Annotated in this window: 16 protein-coding genes; 11 read left to right on the top strand and 5 right to left on the bottom strand. The window is 69.9% G+C overall.

The window, feature by feature from the left end; translation table 11 throughout:
* Positions 1 to 41: 41 nt before the first annotated feature.
* Both AB0877_RS08005 and AB0877_RS08010 read right to left on the bottom strand, forming a co-directional pair.
* Positions 42 to 1,478 carry a TldD/PmbA family protein gene (locus tag AB0877_RS08005; protein WP_366607766.1) on the bottom strand — a complete coding sequence of 479 codons (1,437 nt, stop codon included), beginning with the start codon at positions 1,476 to 1,478 and terminating at the stop codon, positions 42 to 44.
* Between the two features lie 32 nt (positions 1,479 to 1,510).
* Positions 1,511 to 2,062: a Uma2 family endonuclease gene (locus tag AB0877_RS08010; protein ID WP_366607768.1), complete on the bottom strand. Its 552-nt coding sequence runs from the start codon at positions 2,060 to 2,062 to the stop codon at positions 1,511 to 1,513.
* 649 nt (positions 2,063 to 2,711) lie between these two features.
* Here AB0877_RS08010 and AB0877_RS08015 point away from each other — a divergent pair.
* The 6 genes from AB0877_RS08015 to pip all read left to right on the top strand — a co-directional run bounded on the left by AB0877_RS08015 (position 2,712) and on the right by pip (position 9,733).
* Positions 2,712 to 3,767: an ABC transporter ATP-binding protein gene (locus AB0877_RS08015; protein ID WP_366608125.1), complete on the top strand. Its 1,056-nt coding sequence runs from the start codon at positions 2,712 to 2,714 to the stop codon at positions 3,765 to 3,767.
* A 55-nt stretch (positions 3,768 to 3,822) separates the two neighbouring features.
* A complete protein-coding gene (locus AB0877_RS08020; protein WP_366607770.1) occupies positions 3,823 to 4,833 on the top strand; it encodes a dipeptide ABC transporter ATP-binding protein in 1,011 nt (336 codons plus the stop codon).
* On the top strand, positions 4,830 to 5,837 hold the full coding sequence (locus tag AB0877_RS08025) for an ABC transporter permease (protein ID WP_366607772.1): 1,008 nt from the start codon (positions 4,830 to 4,832) through the stop codon (positions 5,835 to 5,837). The genes AB0877_RS08020 and AB0877_RS08025 overlap by 4 nt, the downstream gene beginning before the upstream one ends.
* An 11-nt stretch (positions 5,838 to 5,848) precedes the next feature.
* Positions 5,849 to 6,835, top strand: a complete 987-nt coding sequence (locus AB0877_RS08030) for an ABC transporter permease (RefSeq protein WP_366607774.1) — start codon at positions 5,849 to 5,851, stop codon at positions 6,833 to 6,835.
* A 145-nt stretch (positions 6,836 to 6,980) separates the two neighbouring features.
* Positions 6,981 to 8,723: an ABC transporter substrate-binding protein gene (locus AB0877_RS08035; RefSeq protein WP_366607776.1), complete on the top strand. Its 1,743-nt coding sequence runs from the start codon at positions 6,981 to 6,983 to the stop codon at positions 8,721 to 8,723.
* Between the two features lie 62 nt (positions 8,724 to 8,785).
* Positions 8,786 to 9,733, top strand: coding sequence for a prolyl aminopeptidase (pip, locus tag AB0877_RS08040; RefSeq protein WP_366607778.1), 948 nt, complete (start codon positions 8,786 to 8,788; stop codon positions 9,731 to 9,733).
* Here pip and AB0877_RS08045 read toward each other — a convergent pair.
* A complete protein-coding gene (locus AB0877_RS08045) occupies positions 9,702 to 10,400 on the bottom strand; it encodes a hypothetical protein (protein WP_366608148.1) in 699 nt (232 codons plus the stop codon). The two genes, pip and AB0877_RS08045, sit on opposite strands and share 32 nt — an antisense overlap.
* Before the next feature lie 143 nt (positions 10,401 to 10,543).
* On the opposite strand from AB0877_RS08045, the gene AB0877_RS08050 reads away from it, so the two are divergent.
* From AB0877_RS08050 to AB0877_RS08065, 4 genes are all read left to right on the top strand, one after another.
* Positions 10,544 to 10,669, top strand: a complete 126-nt coding sequence (locus AB0877_RS08050; protein WP_366608149.1) for a hypothetical protein — start codon at positions 10,544 to 10,546, stop codon at positions 10,667 to 10,669.
* A gap of 207 nt (positions 10,670 to 10,876) precedes the next feature.
* On the top strand, positions 10,877 to 11,338 hold the full coding sequence (coaD, locus tag AB0877_RS08055; protein ID WP_366607780.1) for a pantetheine-phosphate adenylyltransferase: 462 nt from the start codon (positions 10,877 to 10,879) through the stop codon (positions 11,336 to 11,338).
* A 76-nt stretch (positions 11,339 to 11,414) separates the two neighbouring features.
* On the top strand, positions 11,415 to 11,951 hold the full coding sequence (locus tag AB0877_RS08060) for an ATP-binding protein (protein WP_366607782.1): 537 nt from the start codon (positions 11,415 to 11,417) through the stop codon (positions 11,949 to 11,951).
* 247 nt (positions 11,952 to 12,198) lie between these two features.
* On the top strand, positions 12,199 to 12,696 hold the full coding sequence (locus AB0877_RS08065; protein ID WP_366607784.1) for a response regulator transcription factor: 498 nt from the start codon (positions 12,199 to 12,201) through the stop codon (positions 12,694 to 12,696).
* 718 nt (positions 12,697 to 13,414) lie between these two features.
* On the opposite strand, the gene AB0877_RS08070 is transcribed toward AB0877_RS08065, so the two are convergent.
* Positions 13,415 to 14,317, bottom strand: coding sequence for an NADP-dependent oxidoreductase (locus AB0877_RS08070; RefSeq protein WP_366607786.1), 903 nt, complete (start codon positions 14,315 to 14,317; stop codon positions 13,415 to 13,417).
* 104 nt (positions 14,318 to 14,421) lie between these two features.
* On the opposite strand from AB0877_RS08070, the gene AB0877_RS08075 reads away from it, so the two are divergent.
* Positions 14,422 to 14,820 (top strand): helix-turn-helix domain-containing protein, encoded by a 399-nt coding sequence (locus tag AB0877_RS08075; protein WP_366607788.1) that lies wholly within the window; start codon positions 14,422 to 14,424, stop codon positions 14,818 to 14,820.
* Between the two features lie 229 nt (positions 14,821 to 15,049).
* Here AB0877_RS08075 and AB0877_RS08080 read toward each other — a convergent pair whose 3' ends face one another.
* The gene (locus AB0877_RS08080; RefSeq protein ID WP_366607790.1) at positions 15,050 to 17,206 is read right to left on the bottom strand and encodes a prolyl oligopeptidase family serine peptidase; all 2,157 of its coding nucleotides are present in this window, start codon (positions 17,204 to 17,206) and stop codon (positions 15,050 to 15,052) included.
* Positions 17,207 to 17,233: the final 27 nt, after the last annotated feature.

A 17,233-nucleotide genomic window follows, 5' to 3' on the forward strand; every position in this document is an offset into this window, starting at 1 on the left:
TCGCGACTGCGGGGCTCGCAAACCCGGCTCACTCCTCGCGCTCACGCCGAGACCCCGACGCGGACGTTGCGGAACCGGGCCGGCGCGGCCGGGTGGCCGGTGTGCCCGATCTGGCCGGGCTGGCCCTTACCGCAGTTGGGCGTGCCCCAGGAGACCGTCTCGCCGGAGAGCATGTCCATCGAGCGCCAGAACAGGGGGCCGATCCCGGTGTACGTGGGGTTGCGCAGCATCCGCCCCCGCCGCCCCTTCTTGACCTCCCAGCCGACCTCGCAGCCGAACTGGAAGTTGAGCCGCTTGTCGTCGATCGACCAGGACCGGTTGACGTCCATCAGCACGCCGTCGTCGGTGGCCGCGATGATCTCCTCCAGCGTGTGCGGGCCGGGTTCCAGGCCGACGTTGGTCATCCGCACCATCGGCAGCCGGGCCCACCCGTCGGCCCGTACGCTCCCGCTGTAGTCGAGGCTGGCCATGGCCGCGGAGTCGCGGCCGGCGAGCACGCCGACCCAGCGACCGTCCCGGACCGCGTCCCGTTTCACCGCCGGGGAGCCCTCGTCGTCGAAACCGAAGCTGCCCAGCGCACCCGGGATCGTCGGGTCGATGGTGATGTTCATCAGCTCCGAGCCGTAGCGGAGCGAGCCGAGCTGGGCCAGGTCCAGCCAGGACGTGCCGGCGAAGGCCGCCTCCCAGCCGAGGATCCGGTCCAGTTCGATGGCGTGCCCGACCGACTCGTGGATCTGCAGGGCCAACTGTTCGCCGCCGAGGATCAGGTCTGTCTCACCGGCCGGGCAGGCTGGCGCGGTGAGCAGCGCGCGGGACTCCTCGGCGATCTGCGCGGCGTGCGCGGCCAGCTCCAGCGACTCGACCAGCTCCCACCCGGTGGTGCCGTACTGGCCGCGGTAGCTCGGCCAGGAGCGGCGCTGCGTCTCGCCGTCGCCGATCGAGGTGGCCGAGATGCCGCCGCCGCACTCGCGGATGCGCTGGTCGATCCGGTGGCCCTCGCTGGAGACGAACCACTTCGCGGTGTCCCAGATCTGGTACAGGCCCTCGGCCAGGTCCGCGCCGTGCTCGGCCATCGTGCGCGTGGCGTCGACCAGCAGATCGCCCTTGTCCGACAGCGCCACCCCGAGTGGGTCGATCTGACAGCCGGAGGCCCAGCTCGCGGTGACAGCCTGGACCGGCACCAGATCGACCGAAGGGCCCGGCACCCGCGCGCTCGCCATGGCGGTCCGCGTCGCGCGCCGGCCGGCGTCGCGGGCGGCGGCGTCCGACAGATCGGGTACGGCGTGGAAGCCCCAACTCGCCCCGACGAGCGCTCTGACCCCGAGCCCGATGCTCTCGTCCTGGGTCAGTTCCTCCACGTCACCGTTGCGCGCGGTCATCGACTCGTAGCGGCGGTGCATCACCCGGGCGTCGGCGTACCGGGCGCCCCCGTCGAGGGCGGCCTGGACGGCGGCGGCAGCCGCGTCGAACTCGGTCATGGACCGACCCTAAGCCAGCCGACCGGCACCCGTCAGGGGAGCAGTTCCTCCGGCCGGATGGTGGCCTTCACCGGCTCGGTCAGCTCCAACACCTCGCCGGTCCTGGTGGTCGACCGCTCTACGTAGTGGGCCCCCTCTAGCTGGTAGAGGTTCACGCTCAGGCTTTCTTGCTCAACGAGGAGATACCACTCGATCCCGGCTCTGGCGTACAGGTGCGGCTTCAGCACCCGGTCGATGGTGGCGGTGTGTGGTGCGGTGACCTCCCCGACCAGCAGGACCGGGCCCGCCGGCACGCAGTCGGCCGTGAGATCCAGCTCCGCCGTCACCACAAGGTCGGGGTTGAGGATCCGCGTGCCAATCAGTCGTAGGTTGATCACCGGGAGCAGAAGGCGATTCGCCGCAGCGCAGCCGGGTTCCAACGCGGCCGTCAGACCACGGACGATCACCTGGTGTCGGACGGACGGCGGTGGTCCGATGAGCAGGCTGCCGTCGAGGAGTTCGATCCGCTGGGTTGTCTCGCCGAGGGCGAGGTAGTCCGACTCGGTCCATGGCAGCGCGTAGCCAAGAATGCTGGCGGGAATCACCTGCCCAGTGCAGCTCATTCCGGATCGCTCAGGTCGCGCCTGACGTGCGAGCACAGGATGAAATGCCCGGTCAGAAGGGGTAGCCGTCGAGGTTGAGGTGCCAAAGATCGCGCTCTGTGCAGATGTAGGCGTTCCCGGCGCTCCGCGGAAGGCAAGATCGCGCAACATCCTGGTTGTAGTGGTGTCCGCGCGTCGGCGATGCCACTGGATCCTGGTTCGAGCGTGACCTTGGCGGCGGTGGGCGCACCAAACCCCGCTCCTGCTCTCCGTGCGGTGGTTCGTCGTCAAGATCCGCGCAGGATCGGAGATGTTGCTGCCTCCTCGCGTGTCGGAGGCAGCAACATCGGGGAAGTTGCGCAGATCTTGGCGCGGTGCGCGGTGCGCGGTGCGCGGTGCGCGGTGCGCGGTGCGCGGTGCGCGGTGCGCGGTGCGCGGTGCGCGGTGCGCGAGATGAACGGGTGTGGATGGCGAGGTGACGGGGGTGCGGGGCCGATGCCGACTCGTTACGCTCGGGCCCGCTGACACGTGCCGACTTTGTAGCTTATTTTCACCCTCGGGACTTTGTTGTAAGTTCTCTTCGTCACTGAGGGAGGTGGCCGTGGACAGCTCGGAACCCTCGCCGTCCGGGGACCCGGACGACCGCCCCGCTGTGCCGGCACAGCGCTCCGACCAGGACGCCTACCTGCGGGTACGTGACCTGCGGGTCCGGTTCGACACCGAGGACGGCGTGGTGCACGCGGTCGACGGGGTGTCGTTCGCCGTCCAGCGGGGCCGCACTCTCGGCATCGTGGGTGAGTCCGGCTCCGGCAAGAGCGTCACCTCGCTGGCGATTCTCGGCCTGCACGACCCGAAACGGACCACCGTCACCGGGGAGATCTCCGTGGGTGGCCGGCAGGTGGTCGGCCTCGCCGACGAGGAGGTACGCCGGCTGCGCGGCCGGGACATGGCGATGATCTTCCAGGATCCACTGTCGGCGCTGCACCCGTACTACACGGTGGGCCGGCAGATCGCCGAGGCGTACCGGGTGCACCACCCGAAGGCCAACCGGCGCGAGGCCCGCCAACGTGCTGTCGACATGCTGGACCGGGTCGGCATCCCGCAACCGGCACGTCGCTTCGACCAGTACCCGCACGAGTTCTCCGGCGGCATGCGCCAGCGGGCGATGATCGCGATGTCCCTGGTCAACGACCCGGCGCTGCTGATCGCCGACGAGCCGACCACCGCGTTGGACGTCACCGTGCAGGCGCAGATCCTGGATCTGCTGGCCGACCTCCAGGCCGAGTTCCACTCCGCGATCATCCTGATCACCCACGACCTCGGCGTGGTCGGCCAGGTCGCCGACGACGTGCTGGTCATGTACGGCGGGCGGGCCGTCGAGCGGGGCAGCGTGGAGCAGGTGCTCCGGGCGCCGCAGCATCCGTACACCTGGGGGTTGCTCTCCAGCGTGCCGTCGCTGCACGGCGACGCGGACGCGGACCTGGTGCCCATCCCCGGCAACCCGCCCAGCCTGATCAACCTGCCCTCGGGCTGCGCGTTCCACCCGCGCTGCCGGTACGCGGACCGCGCCGGCAGCCGCTCCCGCACCGAGGTGCCCGAGTTGCGCCCAGCCGGGGCCGATGGCCACCTGGTCGCCTGTCACCTGAGCGCGGAGGAGCGCGCCGCGTTCTACGCCGAGGACATCGCGCGAGTGGGGGTGGCTGTGTGAGGGCGAGGAACGCAGCGCGGCGGAGTACCGCAGTCCCGAACGGAGGACCGTGGAGATGACCGACGAACCACTGCTGCGGGTACGCGGCCTGAGCAAGCACTTCCCGGTACGTCAGGGGCTGCGCTCCACCGGTCTGGTGCGGGCGGTCGACGGGCTCGACTTCGACGTGCGCCCGGGCGAGACGCTCGGCCTGGTGGGGGAGTCGGGCTGCGGCAAGACCACCACCGGTCGGATGCTGGTGCGGTTGCTGGAACCGACGAGCGGCAGCATCGAGTTCGACGGGCGGGACATCACGCACGCCGGCCGCCGGGAGTTGCGCCCGCTGCGCCAGGAATTCCAGATCATCTTCCAGGACCCGTACGCCTCGCTGAACCCTCGGCACACGGTGGGCCGGATCGTGGCGATGCCGCTACAGGTCAACGGCATCAAGCCGCCGGGTGGCATCAAGGCCCGGGTGCAGGAGTTGCTGGAGCTGGTCGGGCTGAACCCGGAGCACTACAACCGGTACCCGCACGAGTTCTCCGGTGGTCAACGCCAGCGCATCGGCATCGCCCGCGCGCTGGCCCTGCGGCCGAAGCTGATCGTCGCGGACGAGCCGGTGAGCGCGCTGGACGTCTCGATCCAGGCGCAGGTCGTCAACCTGCTGCGCGACCTGCAACGCGACCTTGGCCTGGCCTTCGTGTTCATCGCGCACGACCTGGCCGTGGTCCGGCACTTCTGCCAGCGGGTCGCGGTCATGTACCTGGGTCGGATCGTGGAGATCGGCGACCGGGCGGACATCTACGAGCGCCCACAGCACCCGTACACCCGGGCGTTGCTCTCGGCGATCCCGGACGTCACCCAGCTCGGCCCGGCGGGGCGGATCCGGCTGACCGGTGACGTACCCACCCCGCTGGACCCGCCGTCGGGCTGTCGGTTCCGCACCCGGTGCTGGAAGGCGCAGGACATCTGCGCCACCGAGGAGCCCGCGCTGATCCCCCGCGATGGCGGCAACCAGGCCACCGCGTGTCACTTCCCCGAAGGGGCGGGGTCGATCACCCAGGTCGTCGAGGAGGTGTCGTCGTGAGCCTGTCCCCGGTGGAGGGCGTGGCGCTGGCCGAGATCGAGTCCGGCGGCGACGAGGGCGCAGCCGCGACCAGGGGCGTCGTAGGCCGTTCGCCCGGTCAGCTCGCCTGGCTGCGGCTGCGCCGCGACCGGACGGCGATGATCAGCGGCGTACTCCTGGTGTTCTTCCTGCTGTTGGGGTTGGCCGCCCCCCTGATCGAAATGGTCTACGGGATCGGCCCGCGGGAGCAGTTCCAGAACATGCTGGACGGCTTCGGCATGCCGCTGGGGTACGCCGGCGGGGTCAGTGGGGAGCACTGGTTCGGTCTGGAGCCGGGGTTGGGCCGGGACATCTTCATCCGCCTGATCTACGGGCTGCGGACGTCGCTGTTCATCGCGTTCGCGGCGGCCCTGATCACCGCGACGATCGGTGTCGTGCTCGGCGCGCTCGCCGGCTACCTCGGCGGCTGGCTCGACGCGGTGATCAACTGGATCACCGACCTGACCCTGGCCATGCCCTTCCTGATCATCGCGCTGGCGCTGACGCCCACCATCACGTTGCGCTTCTACGGTGAGCGGGGGCAGGTGTCGTCCGCCTTCGGGGTGGGCGTCCTGATCGCCGTCTTCGCCATCTTCGGCTGGACCAGCACGGCCCGGCTGGTACGCGGGCAGGTGATCGCGCTGCGCGAGCGGGAGTTCGTGGAGGCCGCCAAGGCCAGCGGCGCCGGGGTGGGACACATCATCTTCCGGCAGTTGCTGCCGAACATCTGGGCGCCGATCCTGGTGTCGTTCTCCCTGGCGGTGCCGCAGTTCATCACCAGCGAGGCGGCGCTGTCGTTCATCGGCGTCGGCCTGAGCGACGAGACGCCGAGCTTCGGCCGGATGATCTACCGCAGTCTGGACTTCCTCCAGACCGACCCGGCGTACGTGTTCTTTCCGGGCATCACGATCTTCGCGCTGGTGTTCGCCTTCAACCTCTTCGGCGACGCGTTGCGCGACGCGCTCGACCCGAAGTCGTCCCGGTAGGGGTCACAATCATGGCGCGATTTCTGCTCAAGCGACTCTTCTCCGCCACGCTGACCCTCTTCGCGGTGAGCGTGTTGACCTTCCTGATGTTCTTCGCCCTGCCGCGCGACCCGGTCAGCAGCATCTGCTCGAAGAACTGCAACCCGGAGCGGCTGGAGCGGGTCCGCGACGACCTGGGCCTGAACGACCCGCTGATCAGCCAGTACGCCGGCTACATGAAGGGCATCGTGACCGGTCGGGACCTGGGCAGCGCCCAGGGTGGCCGGTGCGACGCGCCCTGCCTGGGCTGGTCGTACGTCACCAACGAGGCCGTCTCGGACACCATCGCCCGGGTGTTGCCGGTGACGCTGAGCATCGTGATCCCGGCGGCCATCCTCTGGTTGCTGCTCGGCGTGGGGCTCGGCATGGTGTCCGCGCTGCGGCGGGGCACCTGGCTGGATCGGCTGGCCATCGGCTTCTCGCTGACCGGGGCCTCGTTGCAGCTGTACTTCGTGGGCGCGGTGCTGCTGCTGGTGTTCGTCTACAACCTGCGGCTGTTGCCGGTGCCCAGCTACACCTCGATATTCGACAATCCGGCGAAGTGGGCCAGCGGGTTGGTGCTCGCCTGGGTGGCGCTCGCCTTCCTCTTCTCGGCCATCTACGCCCGGTTGTCGCGGGCGCAGATGCTGGAGACGCTCTCGGAGGACTTCGTCCGGACCGCGCGGGCCAAGGGCCTGGCCAAACCCACTGTGTACGGGCGACACGCCCTGCGCGCGGCGATCACCCCGGTGGTGACGATCGCGGGGCTGGACGTGGGCGGGGCGCTGGGCGGGACGGTGATCACCGAGACGACGTTCGGCATCCAGGGGTTGGGGCGTACGGCGGTGGACGCGGTGCGCGCGGGTGACCTGCCCACGATCATGGCGACCGTGTTGATCGCCGCCGTCTTCGTGGTGTTGGCGAACGTGCTCGTGGACCTGCTGTACGCGGCAATCGACCCACGGGTGCGACTGCGCTGAGTCATCGGTGACCAGCGCGCGGCCGGTGGCGGAATTTATCGACAACTGTTACACAACTCGTAGGTTTTCTTCCTTACGATCCTCGGGACGTCGGCGGTTCTCGCCCCGACGAATTCGCACGGCACATGGGTGAAGGGGGTACTTCATGAGACCACGCGTGGCGGTTGCCGCAGGCGGCGCGATAGCTCTGGTGGTGGCACTGGGTGCGTGCTCGAAGAACACGGGCGAGGGCACCACGGTGGACAACAACCGGCAGCAGACCGGGGTCATCGCGACCGACCCCAAGGACTCGCAGGGCCCGGCGGCCGAGGTGAGCGGTGCCGTGAAGGGCGGCACCTTCACCATCATCCGGGAGTCGCCGATCTCGCACCTGGACCCGCAGCGGACGTACTCGTTTGCCGGTCTGATGACCAACCCGCTGTTCGCCCGCTACCTGACCACCTGGAAGGACGACGGCAAGGGCGGCCTGGTCCTGGTGGGCGACCTGGCCGAGACGCCGGGCAAGAACGTCAACAACGACTGCAAGGTCTGGGAGTTCACCGTCAAGGACGGGGTGAAGTTCGAGGACGGTCGACCGATCACCTCCAAGGAGATCGCGTACGGCATTGCCCGGTCCTTCGACCCGGACCTGTCCGGCGGCCCGACCTACATCCAGGAGTGGCTGGCCGACACCGCGCAGTTCGACACCAAGTGGGACTTCAAGAAGAACAAGACGTCGCTGCCGCCCGGCCTGACCACGCCGGACGCGAAGACGCTGCGCTTCGAGTTCGCCAAGCCCCGCTGTGACCTGCCGTTCGCGGTCTCGCTGCCGACCACCGCGCCGCTGCCGGCCGACAAGGACACCGGCGTCGACCTGGACAAGCAGCCGTTCTCGTCCGGCCCGTACAAGGTCGCCAAGAACCAGGTCGGCGTGCAGATCACGCTGGACCGCAACCCCAACTGGGACCCGAAGACCGACCCGGTCCGGCACCAGTACCCGGACCAGTTCGTCTGGAGCTTCGGCCCGACCGCGGACGCCGCCAACAACCGGGTGATCGCTGACAACGGCGCCGACCAGAGCGCGCTCGCCTTCAACACCGTGCCCGCCTCGCTGGTCGCCAAGGTGGCCGGGGACGCCACCCTCAAGTCGCGCAGCATCCTCTCGCCGACCCCGAGCGCGAACCAGCTCGTGATCAACAACCAGCGGGTCACCGACCTCAAGGTCCGTCAGGCGCTCAACTACGCCATCGACCGCGAGGGCTTCATCAAGGCCATGGGCGGGCAGACCGTCGCCGCGCCGCTGACCACGCTGATGCCGCCGGCCACCATCGGCTACCAGGCGTACGACGCGTACCCGGCGGGGGCCAACGGCAACCTCGACAAGGCCAAGGAGCTGCTCGGCGGGAAGACGCCGGAGCTGGTTCTCGGTGTGGCCGACAACTCCACCGAGCAGCAGCAGGGCGCGCAGCTCAAGGCCAACCTGGAGCGGGCCGGCTTCAAGATCACGCTGCGGAACATCTCCGACGACGCGAAGCTCGACGAGATCAAGAAGAAGGACAACCCCTGGGACCTGTACATCGGTAACTGGGCGGCGGACTGGCCGAGCGGGGCCTCGATCCTGCCGGTGCTCTACGACGGCCGCACCATCAAGGCCGAGGGCAACAGCAACCAGGCCTACTTCAACGACCCGGCGATCAACAGCGAGATGGACCGCATCTCGGCGCTGCCCGCCGCCGAGCAGGGCCCGGAGTGGGCCAAGCTCGACGAGCGGATCATGAAGGAGCACGCGCCGGTGGTGCCGCTCTTCGTCGACGTGGCCTACAACGTGCACGGGTCCAAGGCGGGCGGGGTCTTCATCTCCAGCGTCTTCGGCTACCCGTCGTTCGTGAACGCGCACGTCAAGCCGTAAGTCGAACCGCAGACCAGCAGGGTCCCCTTCCGACAACGTCGTCGGGAGGGGACCCTGCTGTCATGGACTGGTATCCGCCCATCGAGCCGTACGACTCCGGGATGCTCAGCGTCGGCCACGGCAACGAGCTCTACTGGGAACTGTGTGGAAACCCGGCCGGCAAACCCGCGGTCTTCCTGCACGGCGGCCCCGGCGGTGGTCTGCTCCCCGGCAATCGGCAGTACTTCGACCCGTCCGGCTACCGGGTCGCGCTGTTCGACCAGCGAAACTGCGGTCGCAGCCAGCCCTTCGCCGGCGACCCGAAGACGTCACTGGAACACAACACCACCCCGCACCTGGTGGCGGACATCGAGCAGCTACGCGAGCACCTAGGGATCGAGCGTTGGCTCGTCTTCGGTGGCAGTTGGGGCAGCACCCTCGCCCTGGCCTACGCGCAGGCCCATCCCGAGCGGGTCACCGAACTCGTGCTCCGTGGCGTGTGGCTGGTACGCAGGTCGGACGAGGCATGGGCGTTCACCCCGGCGGGCGCAGCGCACCTGTTTCCCGCCGAGTGGGCGGCCTTCTGTGCGGCGATCCCCGTGCCGGAACAGGGCGACCTCGTCGGCGCCTATGGCCGCCGCATCTTCCATCCCGACCCCGCGGTCCACGGCCCGGCGGCCCGCGCCTGGATGAACTGGGAGCTTTCGGCCAACACCCTGCTGCCGATTGCGCCGCCCGGCATCGACGACGCCAGCCTGCTGGCGTTCGCCCGCATCACACACCACTACATCAGTAACGGCGGCTTCCTCCCGCCGGAAGGTCTCCTGGCGGGCGTCGACCGCATTCGACACATCCCGACGGTGATCGTGAACGGCCGTTACGACATCAAGACGCCACCGAGCCAGGCCTGGGACCTGCATCGGGTCTGGCCTGAGGCCGTGTTCCACATCGTGGAGGACGCGGGTCACAGCGGCTCCGAACCTGGCACCCGCAGCCTGCTCATCGAAGCCACCAACCAGTTCCTCGCGTAAGGGTCGCGCAATGGCCTCTTGAAAACGAATCGGTCCCTGTGACGATCGGGTGGTCGGTGCCCTGCTTGATGAGGCCGCCGAGCTGGCCGTCCAGGTGGGCGACGGACACGACCATCACCGGACGGCGTTCGGGCCGACGGTCGTCGAGTTGGTGCAGGTCGCCGCCGCCGCGGAGTTGGGCGACGGGCCGCAGGGGGTCGCCCGCCACGAGTTGGCGATCGGACGGGACGGGTGGCGATGGCTGCCGGTCGAGCACCGCGCCGCGCACCTGATCGACGCGGCGCGCGCGTACCTTCTGACGGACGACGCCACCAACGCGGCCCGGGTCCTGCTGCGGGCCGAGCGCGTCGCGCCCGCCGAGATCCGCGACCGGCCGGTCGCCCAGGACGTGGTGGCCCAGGTCGCCCGCGACCCGGCTGCCCCAGCCACGATCACCCAGCTCGCGCGAGAAGACCGCGCCGATCTTGCAGTTTCGGTCGTCTATATGAGTGGAATGCCTGTTGTGTCGCGACAGGAAGTGCAAGATCGCCGAGCACTGCTCGGCGGCCTGAATCCGGAACTCGGGCGTGTCCGGGATTCCGGGGCTGTCCGGCGTCGCGAAGATACCGGTCAGCCACCGGACCCACTGGTCGGCGATTCCCCGGCCGCTCGGCGAGTCGGGCGGCACCTGCTCGCGCTGCGTCCATCACCGGTTGGCCGATCGCGGCACCCTTCTCCAGGGCGTCCAGCATCGGCGACGAGGTCACCAGCGGCCCGGCCCCGGTGGTGTATGCCTCGTGCAACTCACGGCGTACGGCGTGGCGCACCTCGGTGTCCCGGACCAACTCGGCCAGCTCGATCCACGACATCAGCTCCGCGCGGGAGGTGGCGTGGGCGACAGCGCCGAGCACCGACCAGGGGTACGGGGAGTGGCCCTGGGAGTCCAGCCAGGGGTAGTAGTGGTCGGACACCGGCACCACGTGGTCGACGAAGTCGGCGAGCCCGCCGGGCAGGTACGGCGGCATGATGTTGAACCCGTCGGCGGCGCCCTGGGTGAACCACAGTGTATAGGGCAGCTCCGGACGGCGGGGGCGAGCGCCGAGATCAGAGTTGGGTCGGGGCCGGTGCGGCTGGGATGATCGGGGCCATGCGGTCGGAGTCGAGGTGACGGCTACGCCGGTGCTGCCGGTGCGCGGTTCGCTGGCGGTCTGTCCCGGCACTTTCGATCCGTTCACCCCCGGCCACGCCGACCTGGTGGCGCGTGCCCGGATGATGTTCGACCTGGTCATCGTGTTGCTGGCGGTCAACGCCGACAAGCAACCAACCGCCGAGGCCACGGCCAGGGCGGCCCGCGTACGCGACGAAATGCCTGCGGCCTGGGGCAATGTCGAGGTGGACACCTGGGCCGGGCTGACCGCCGCCTACTGCGCGCGTCGAGGTGCCACGGTCATCGTCCGCGGCGTGCGCACCGCCGCGGACCTTCGCTACGAGTACCAGCTCGCCGCGATGAACGAGCAACTCGGCATCCAGACCGTCTGGCTGCCGCCCCGTCCGCACCTGGCCGCCGTCTCGTCCACTGCCGTACGGGCGTATGACGCGGCGCGGCCGGCACCGCCGATGCCATAGCGTCCCGGAGAGCCGGAGCGGATGGCCGAGTCGCGGGAAGGCCGGCGATGACGCGTTCGAACGGAAGGGGGCGTCGATGACGCGACCAACACTGTTCCTGACGGTAGGGCTGCCGTGCACCGGGAAGACCACCACCGCCCGGCGCATCGAGATCGAGTCGGCGGCACTTCGTCTCACGAAGGACGAATGGGTGAAGGCTCTCTACGGGCCGGAGAATCCGTCGTCGGCCCAGGACGTGATCGAGGGACGACTCATCGAGATCGGGCTGCGGGCGCTCGAACTCGGCACCAATGTGGTGATCGACTTTGGCCTCTGGAGCCGGGACGAGCGCTCCGCCCTCCGCCAGGCGGCAGCAGACCTCGGCGCGCTCGTGGAGCTGCGCTACTTCGAGGTCAGTCCGGCCGAGCAGCGCCGGCGACTGGATCGGCGGCAGGCCGAAGCGCCGCACACCACATGGCCGATGTCCGACGCGGAACTCGCCGAATGGGCCGCCAGCATCGAGATTCCGACACCCGGCGAGCTGAACGGCAGCGAGCCGGTCGATGACCCACCTGCTGGTTTCGCGACGTGGCACGAGTGGCGCAGGCACCGGTGGCCGCCGACAGTCTGCTGACCGCGCACCTTCTCGACGGGAGCGGAGGCGGCTCGCGGCCGGCCTGCCAGGCAGAAGAGCGTCGCCCAACCGGCCCGCAGTATCGCCATGTCTCATCGCCAGCGCATCCTGTTGCTCGCACGACTTTGGCGACGTCGGCCTCTGACAACCAGTGCTAGGCGTACACGTTGACGACCGACCGCCGAAGAGCGTTGTCCGTGCGTTCCAGAGTTAGGCTCGGCCCGGATCCTGACCCTGGGAGTTGTCGATGCGCATCACCGCTTGGCTGCGATCACCGCCCATCCGTGGACGCGTGGTCATTGCTGCCGTGCTGGTCGGCTGTTTCGTCTGGGCGATGGTGATCGTCGGGCTGTCGTTCGCGATGGTGGAGCAGGGCGGCGGCCAGTGGTGGGTGATCCCACTGTTCGGCGCGTTCGTGTTGGCCATGGCGATGCTTGCCGTCCGACGGGTTGCCGCCGCCCCGTCCAGGACCGACATGGCATCGGCAGGACTGGCCGCACCCGTCGTCGCCCGGGGTCCGTCACCAGTCACGGTGCGGCGCGCGCCCGCCGAGCCGCTCAGCTCGCGCGAACTGGAGGTGCTGCGGCATCTGGCGACCGGCCGTACGAACGCGGAGATCGCCAAGGCGCTCTTCGTCGCGACCGGCACCGTGAAGGCTCACCTCAACCACATCTTTCGCAAGCTCGATGCGGCGAGCCGCCTGCAGGCCGTTGCGCACGCACGCGAGGCCGGCCTGCTCGAGTAAACCCGTTTTAAACCGCCGGTAGGCCGATTGGCAGATGCCCTACCTGGCCGCCGTTCCTAACGTCCGGGGCATGAAGCTGCGTATTGATCATTTCGCGCCGTTCGCCCTCGTCGCGGTATTCACGATCGTGGTGCAAGGGCTGTCCCTGATGGAGTTCCTTCCCTTACCGATCGCCCTGGTGATCGGAGCCGGATGGGCGGTCCTCATCGGGCTCGTCGCGCGCTGGGTCCGCCGTAGGCCGCCGCTGAGCGCACGGATCGAGGACGGTCTGGTGGCGTTGGGCTGTGTGACCATGGCGCTCTTCGCGTTCGGCGGCGGCATCGGGCTGATCATGCTGGGCGCCGCGCTCGACAGTTCCTCGATCACCGGCGAGACGATGGTGACGATGTTCCTGCCCAGCATCCCCATCGCGATCGCGGCGAACGTCCCCACCGAGCTCGTCATCCTCCCGGGTCTGCTGGTCCTGGGATGGCGGCCCGGCATCCGTCGGATCCTCTTCGTCGCCGCAGCCGCGGTCTATTTCGTTCACCGGGTCTGGACCTACCTGGTGTTCGCGCCCGACCGTCTGGACTTCGCCGCTGCCGAGCGGTCGACGGCGGTGCTGACCGCGGCCGAGAAGGACCAGTTCGCCGCGGCGCTGCACGTCGACGATCCTCGCTGGATCCTCAACCTGGTTATCTTCGCGATCCTCTTGCTCGCGGCGTTCTTCCCCCACGGATCAGGGGACGATCACCACGCCGCCGCGCACCCCGCCCTGGGCCAGCCGCTCGTGGGCGACCGCCGCGTCGGCGAAGGGGTACACGTCAGCGACCCGGAGCGGGATGTCGCCGCTGGTGACGAGTTTGACCAGTTCGCCGAGCCGGGTTCCGTCCGGTAGCACCTCCAGCGCGAAGGTCCGGATTCCGCGTACCGGCTCCGGGCGGAGCGGGGGTGACGCGGCCACGTAGCCGCCGCCGTCCCGAACGAGGCCCAGCAGCGATTCGCCGATCACCGCCAGGTCGATGACCGCGTCGAACGTGCCCGTCGGATCGTCGGCGCGGGACAGGAACGCCGCACCCAGCGACTCGACGAAGTCGCGGTCGTCGGCTCCGGCGAGTCCTGTGGCGTGCAGGCCGGTCGCCCGAGCCAGCGCCAGAACGAACCCACCGACCTGCCCGGCGGCGCCGCTGACGAGCACTGTCGACCCGGCGGGGAGCGCGAGCAGGTCGAGTGCCTGGGCGGCGGCCAGGCCGTTGGTCGGCAGGGTCGCCGCCTCGGTGGCGGGGGCACCGGCGGGCGCGGCGGTCAGCCAGGCGGCGTCGAGGACCACGTATTCGGCGTGGGCCCCGGCCGTGGTTTGCAGCCACGGCGAGAAGCCGAGGACCTCGTCGCCGATCCTGAACTCGTCGACCGACGGGCCGACCGCGTCGACGCTGCCGGCAACGTCCCAACCGGGCGTGTACGGCAGACCGGTCGGCAACGGGGCCGGGAACCGACCGGAGCGGACCATCAGGTCGACCGGATGGACGACCGACGCCGCGACCCGCACCCGGACCTGCCCCGGCCCGGGCTCGGGCACCGGCACCTCGGCCACGTGCAGGACCTCCGGCCCTCCGAACTCCGCATAGCTGACTGCGCGCATCGCCGTCTCCTTCGTGGGATTTCGTTCTCACCACGACCCTACGAATCTTAGGCACTGTGAGAAAGTAGGTACCTTGAAGTGCCTAGGGCACCAGAGGAGGAAAGATGGCGACGTCGACCGCAGCGCAACGCCGCGAACAGGCGAAACGTGACTACGACGCGTTCCTTGACCAGTGCCCGACCCGCGAGCTGCTGAGCAGACTCACCGACAAGTGGGTCGCCCTGGTGATCCCGGCGCTCGTCAACGGCCCGCAGCGGCACGGCGAACTCGCCCAGCGCATCGCCGGCGTCAGCCAGAAGATGCTCACCCAGACCCTGCGCACCCTGGAGCGCGACGGCCTGGTCACCCGCACCGTCACCGCCTCGGTGCCGGTGCGTGTCGACTACGAGCTCACCCCGCTCGGCCATGAGCTGTTCCCGGTCATGATCGCGATCAAGGACTGGGCCGAGTCGCACATGGACCGCGTCTTCGAGGCCCGGACCCGATACGACGCACGCCCCTGAGATCCGGCGACGCCGATGGCGTCAGAAGTCGCCGCAACGTGTCCGCCCGGAGCTGACTGCTGCGGGCCGCCACGATCCCGTCGGCTGTGGCGCTCTGCGAACAAGAGATCTTGGACATTTTCCGTTACGCGCTGACGGAAACTGTCCAAGATCTGCGGCCGAGGTCCGGCTTCGGTCGACGTACGATCCGCCACCGGGCCGGGAGCACCTCGTCGAGCGTTGGTGATCGTCAGCCGGGGACACCGAGCAGGTGGGTGCGGAGGAATTCCAGCTCCAGGGGGAGGAGCCGCTCGGCGGTGCCGTTCGCGGCCATGTGCGTCGCCCCGGTCAGCGGCAGCACGGCGTGCGGTCGGCCGGTGCTCAGCAGGGCGGCCGAGAGCCGGAGGGTGTGCGCGGCCACCACGTTGTCGTCAGCCATGCCGTGCACCAGCAGCAACGGACGGGCGTGGTCCGGGCTGGTGACCGGCTCGGCGGCCAACTCGACCAGCGAATGGTGCGCGTAGATGTCCTGGCCGTCTTCCGGCAACCCCAGATAACGCTCGGTGTACGCGGTGTCGTACAGCGCCCAGTCGGTCACCGGGGCGCCCGCGATCCCGCATCGGAACAGCTCCGGGTGGCGCAACACCGCCAAGCCGGCCAGCCACCCACCGAACGACCAACCGCGCACTCCCACCCGCCCCAGGTCCAGGTCCGGGTGCTTGCCGGCGAGAGCGGTGAGCGCGTCGACCTGGTCGGTCAGGATCACGTCGGCGACCCGCCGGTGGATCGCCTTCTCGAACGACGGGGCCACGCCCGGCGTACCCCGGTTGTCGATGGTGACCACCGCGAACCCGGCGTCGGCCCACCACTGCCGCTCCAACCACGCGGCCCGCGCCGCCACGACCTCCTGGTGCCCCGGGCCGCCGTAGATGTCCAACAGCACCGGCAGCCGCCGGCCCGTCACGTGGTTGTCCGGGTAGAGCACCGCCGCCGGCAGCCGCCGGTCGGTCACCCGTTCGAGCAGCGGCAGCGGAGAATACGGCGGGGTGGCGGCGAACGAGCGCAGCTCGGCGATCTCCTGGTCGCCGCGGCGCACCGTCCAGCGCACCCCGGCGTGATCGAGCGACGCGACCCCGACGGCCAGCACGTCCCCGCCCACGGCGGCGGTGTACCAACCGGAGTCGGTGGTGAGCCGACGCGCGTCCACCCCACCGCCGATGGTGGTGCGGACCCGGAACAGGTGCCGCTCGCTCGGCTCGCCGTCGCTCGCCTCCACCAGCAGGTCGGCCGGGCCGGTGGCGGCCGGCAGCCGACCCACCACCCGTCGTACGTACAGCGACGGCGGGGTGAGCAGGGTGCCGTCCGCGAACAGGCACCGGGCGTCGTACCCGTCGTGGGCCAGTTCCCCACCGACGAGTACGCGGCCGTCCGGCAGGTGCGCCGGGGTGCCGGCGATCGGTTCGACCCAGCGCGGATCGGCCAGCTCGGCGTGCACCTGCGTCTCACCCGTGCGCGGGTCGACCGCCAGCACCAGCCCGTGCTGCTGCGAACGGCGCAGCACGGTGATCAACGGGCTGCCCTCGCCCCAGCTCACCCCGGTCAGGTACGGGTAGGTCTCCCGGTCCCAGTGCACGTCGACCCAGCCGTCGTCCAGGTCCAGCAGGTGCAGGCTGACCTCCGCGTTCGGCCCACCGGCCCGGGGGTACGCGACGGCGGTCGGCGCGCTCGCCGGCTCGGCCGGGTCGTGCAGGTGCCACCGCTCCAGGCGGGACTCGTCGACCCGGGCGGCGAGCACCGAACGGCCGTCGGGCGCCCACCAGTACCCCCGGAACCGGCCGAACTCCTCCGCCGCGATGTGCTCGGCCAACCCCCAGCTCACCCCGGCGTCCTCGCCGGCCAGCAGGGTGTCGGTGCCATCGGGGTCGATCACCCGCAGTTCACCCCGACGCACCCCTTCGGCGGCGTCCGTCACGTACGACAGCCGCTGCCCGCTCGGGTCCGGACGTGGGTCCAGCACCGGGCCGACGGTCGCCACCTCCACCACGTCGCCGTGCACCAGATCGGCCCGGAACAGCCGCCCGGCCAGCGCGAACACCGCGACCCGGCCGGCCGCGTCCAACGCGTACGAGCCGATGCCGGCGGCGCTGAGCCGCAGCCGCTCGCGCAGCGCGCGTTCGCCGGGGGAGAGGGAGCGGACATCCCCGCCCTCGCCCAGCAGGGTCGCCGGATCGGCGACCAGGCGCTCCTCGCCGGTGCCCACGTCCAACAGCCAGAGCGCGTCCGCCGGGTCCTCGGGGCCGGCGGAGCGCAGGAAGATCACCCGGGAGCCGTCCTCAGCCACCGAGACAGCGCGTGGCGCGCCGTGGCTGAACCGGCGGGTGCGGGCGGCCAGCTCCGGAAAGTCCACACGCCAAATCGTAGAGCGGGAGCGGGG

Origin of the sequence: Micromonospora sp. NPDC047644 (assembly GCF_040704315.1) — a bacterium.
Lineage (GTDB): Bacteria > Actinomycetota > Actinomycetes > Mycobacteriales > Micromonosporaceae > Micromonospora.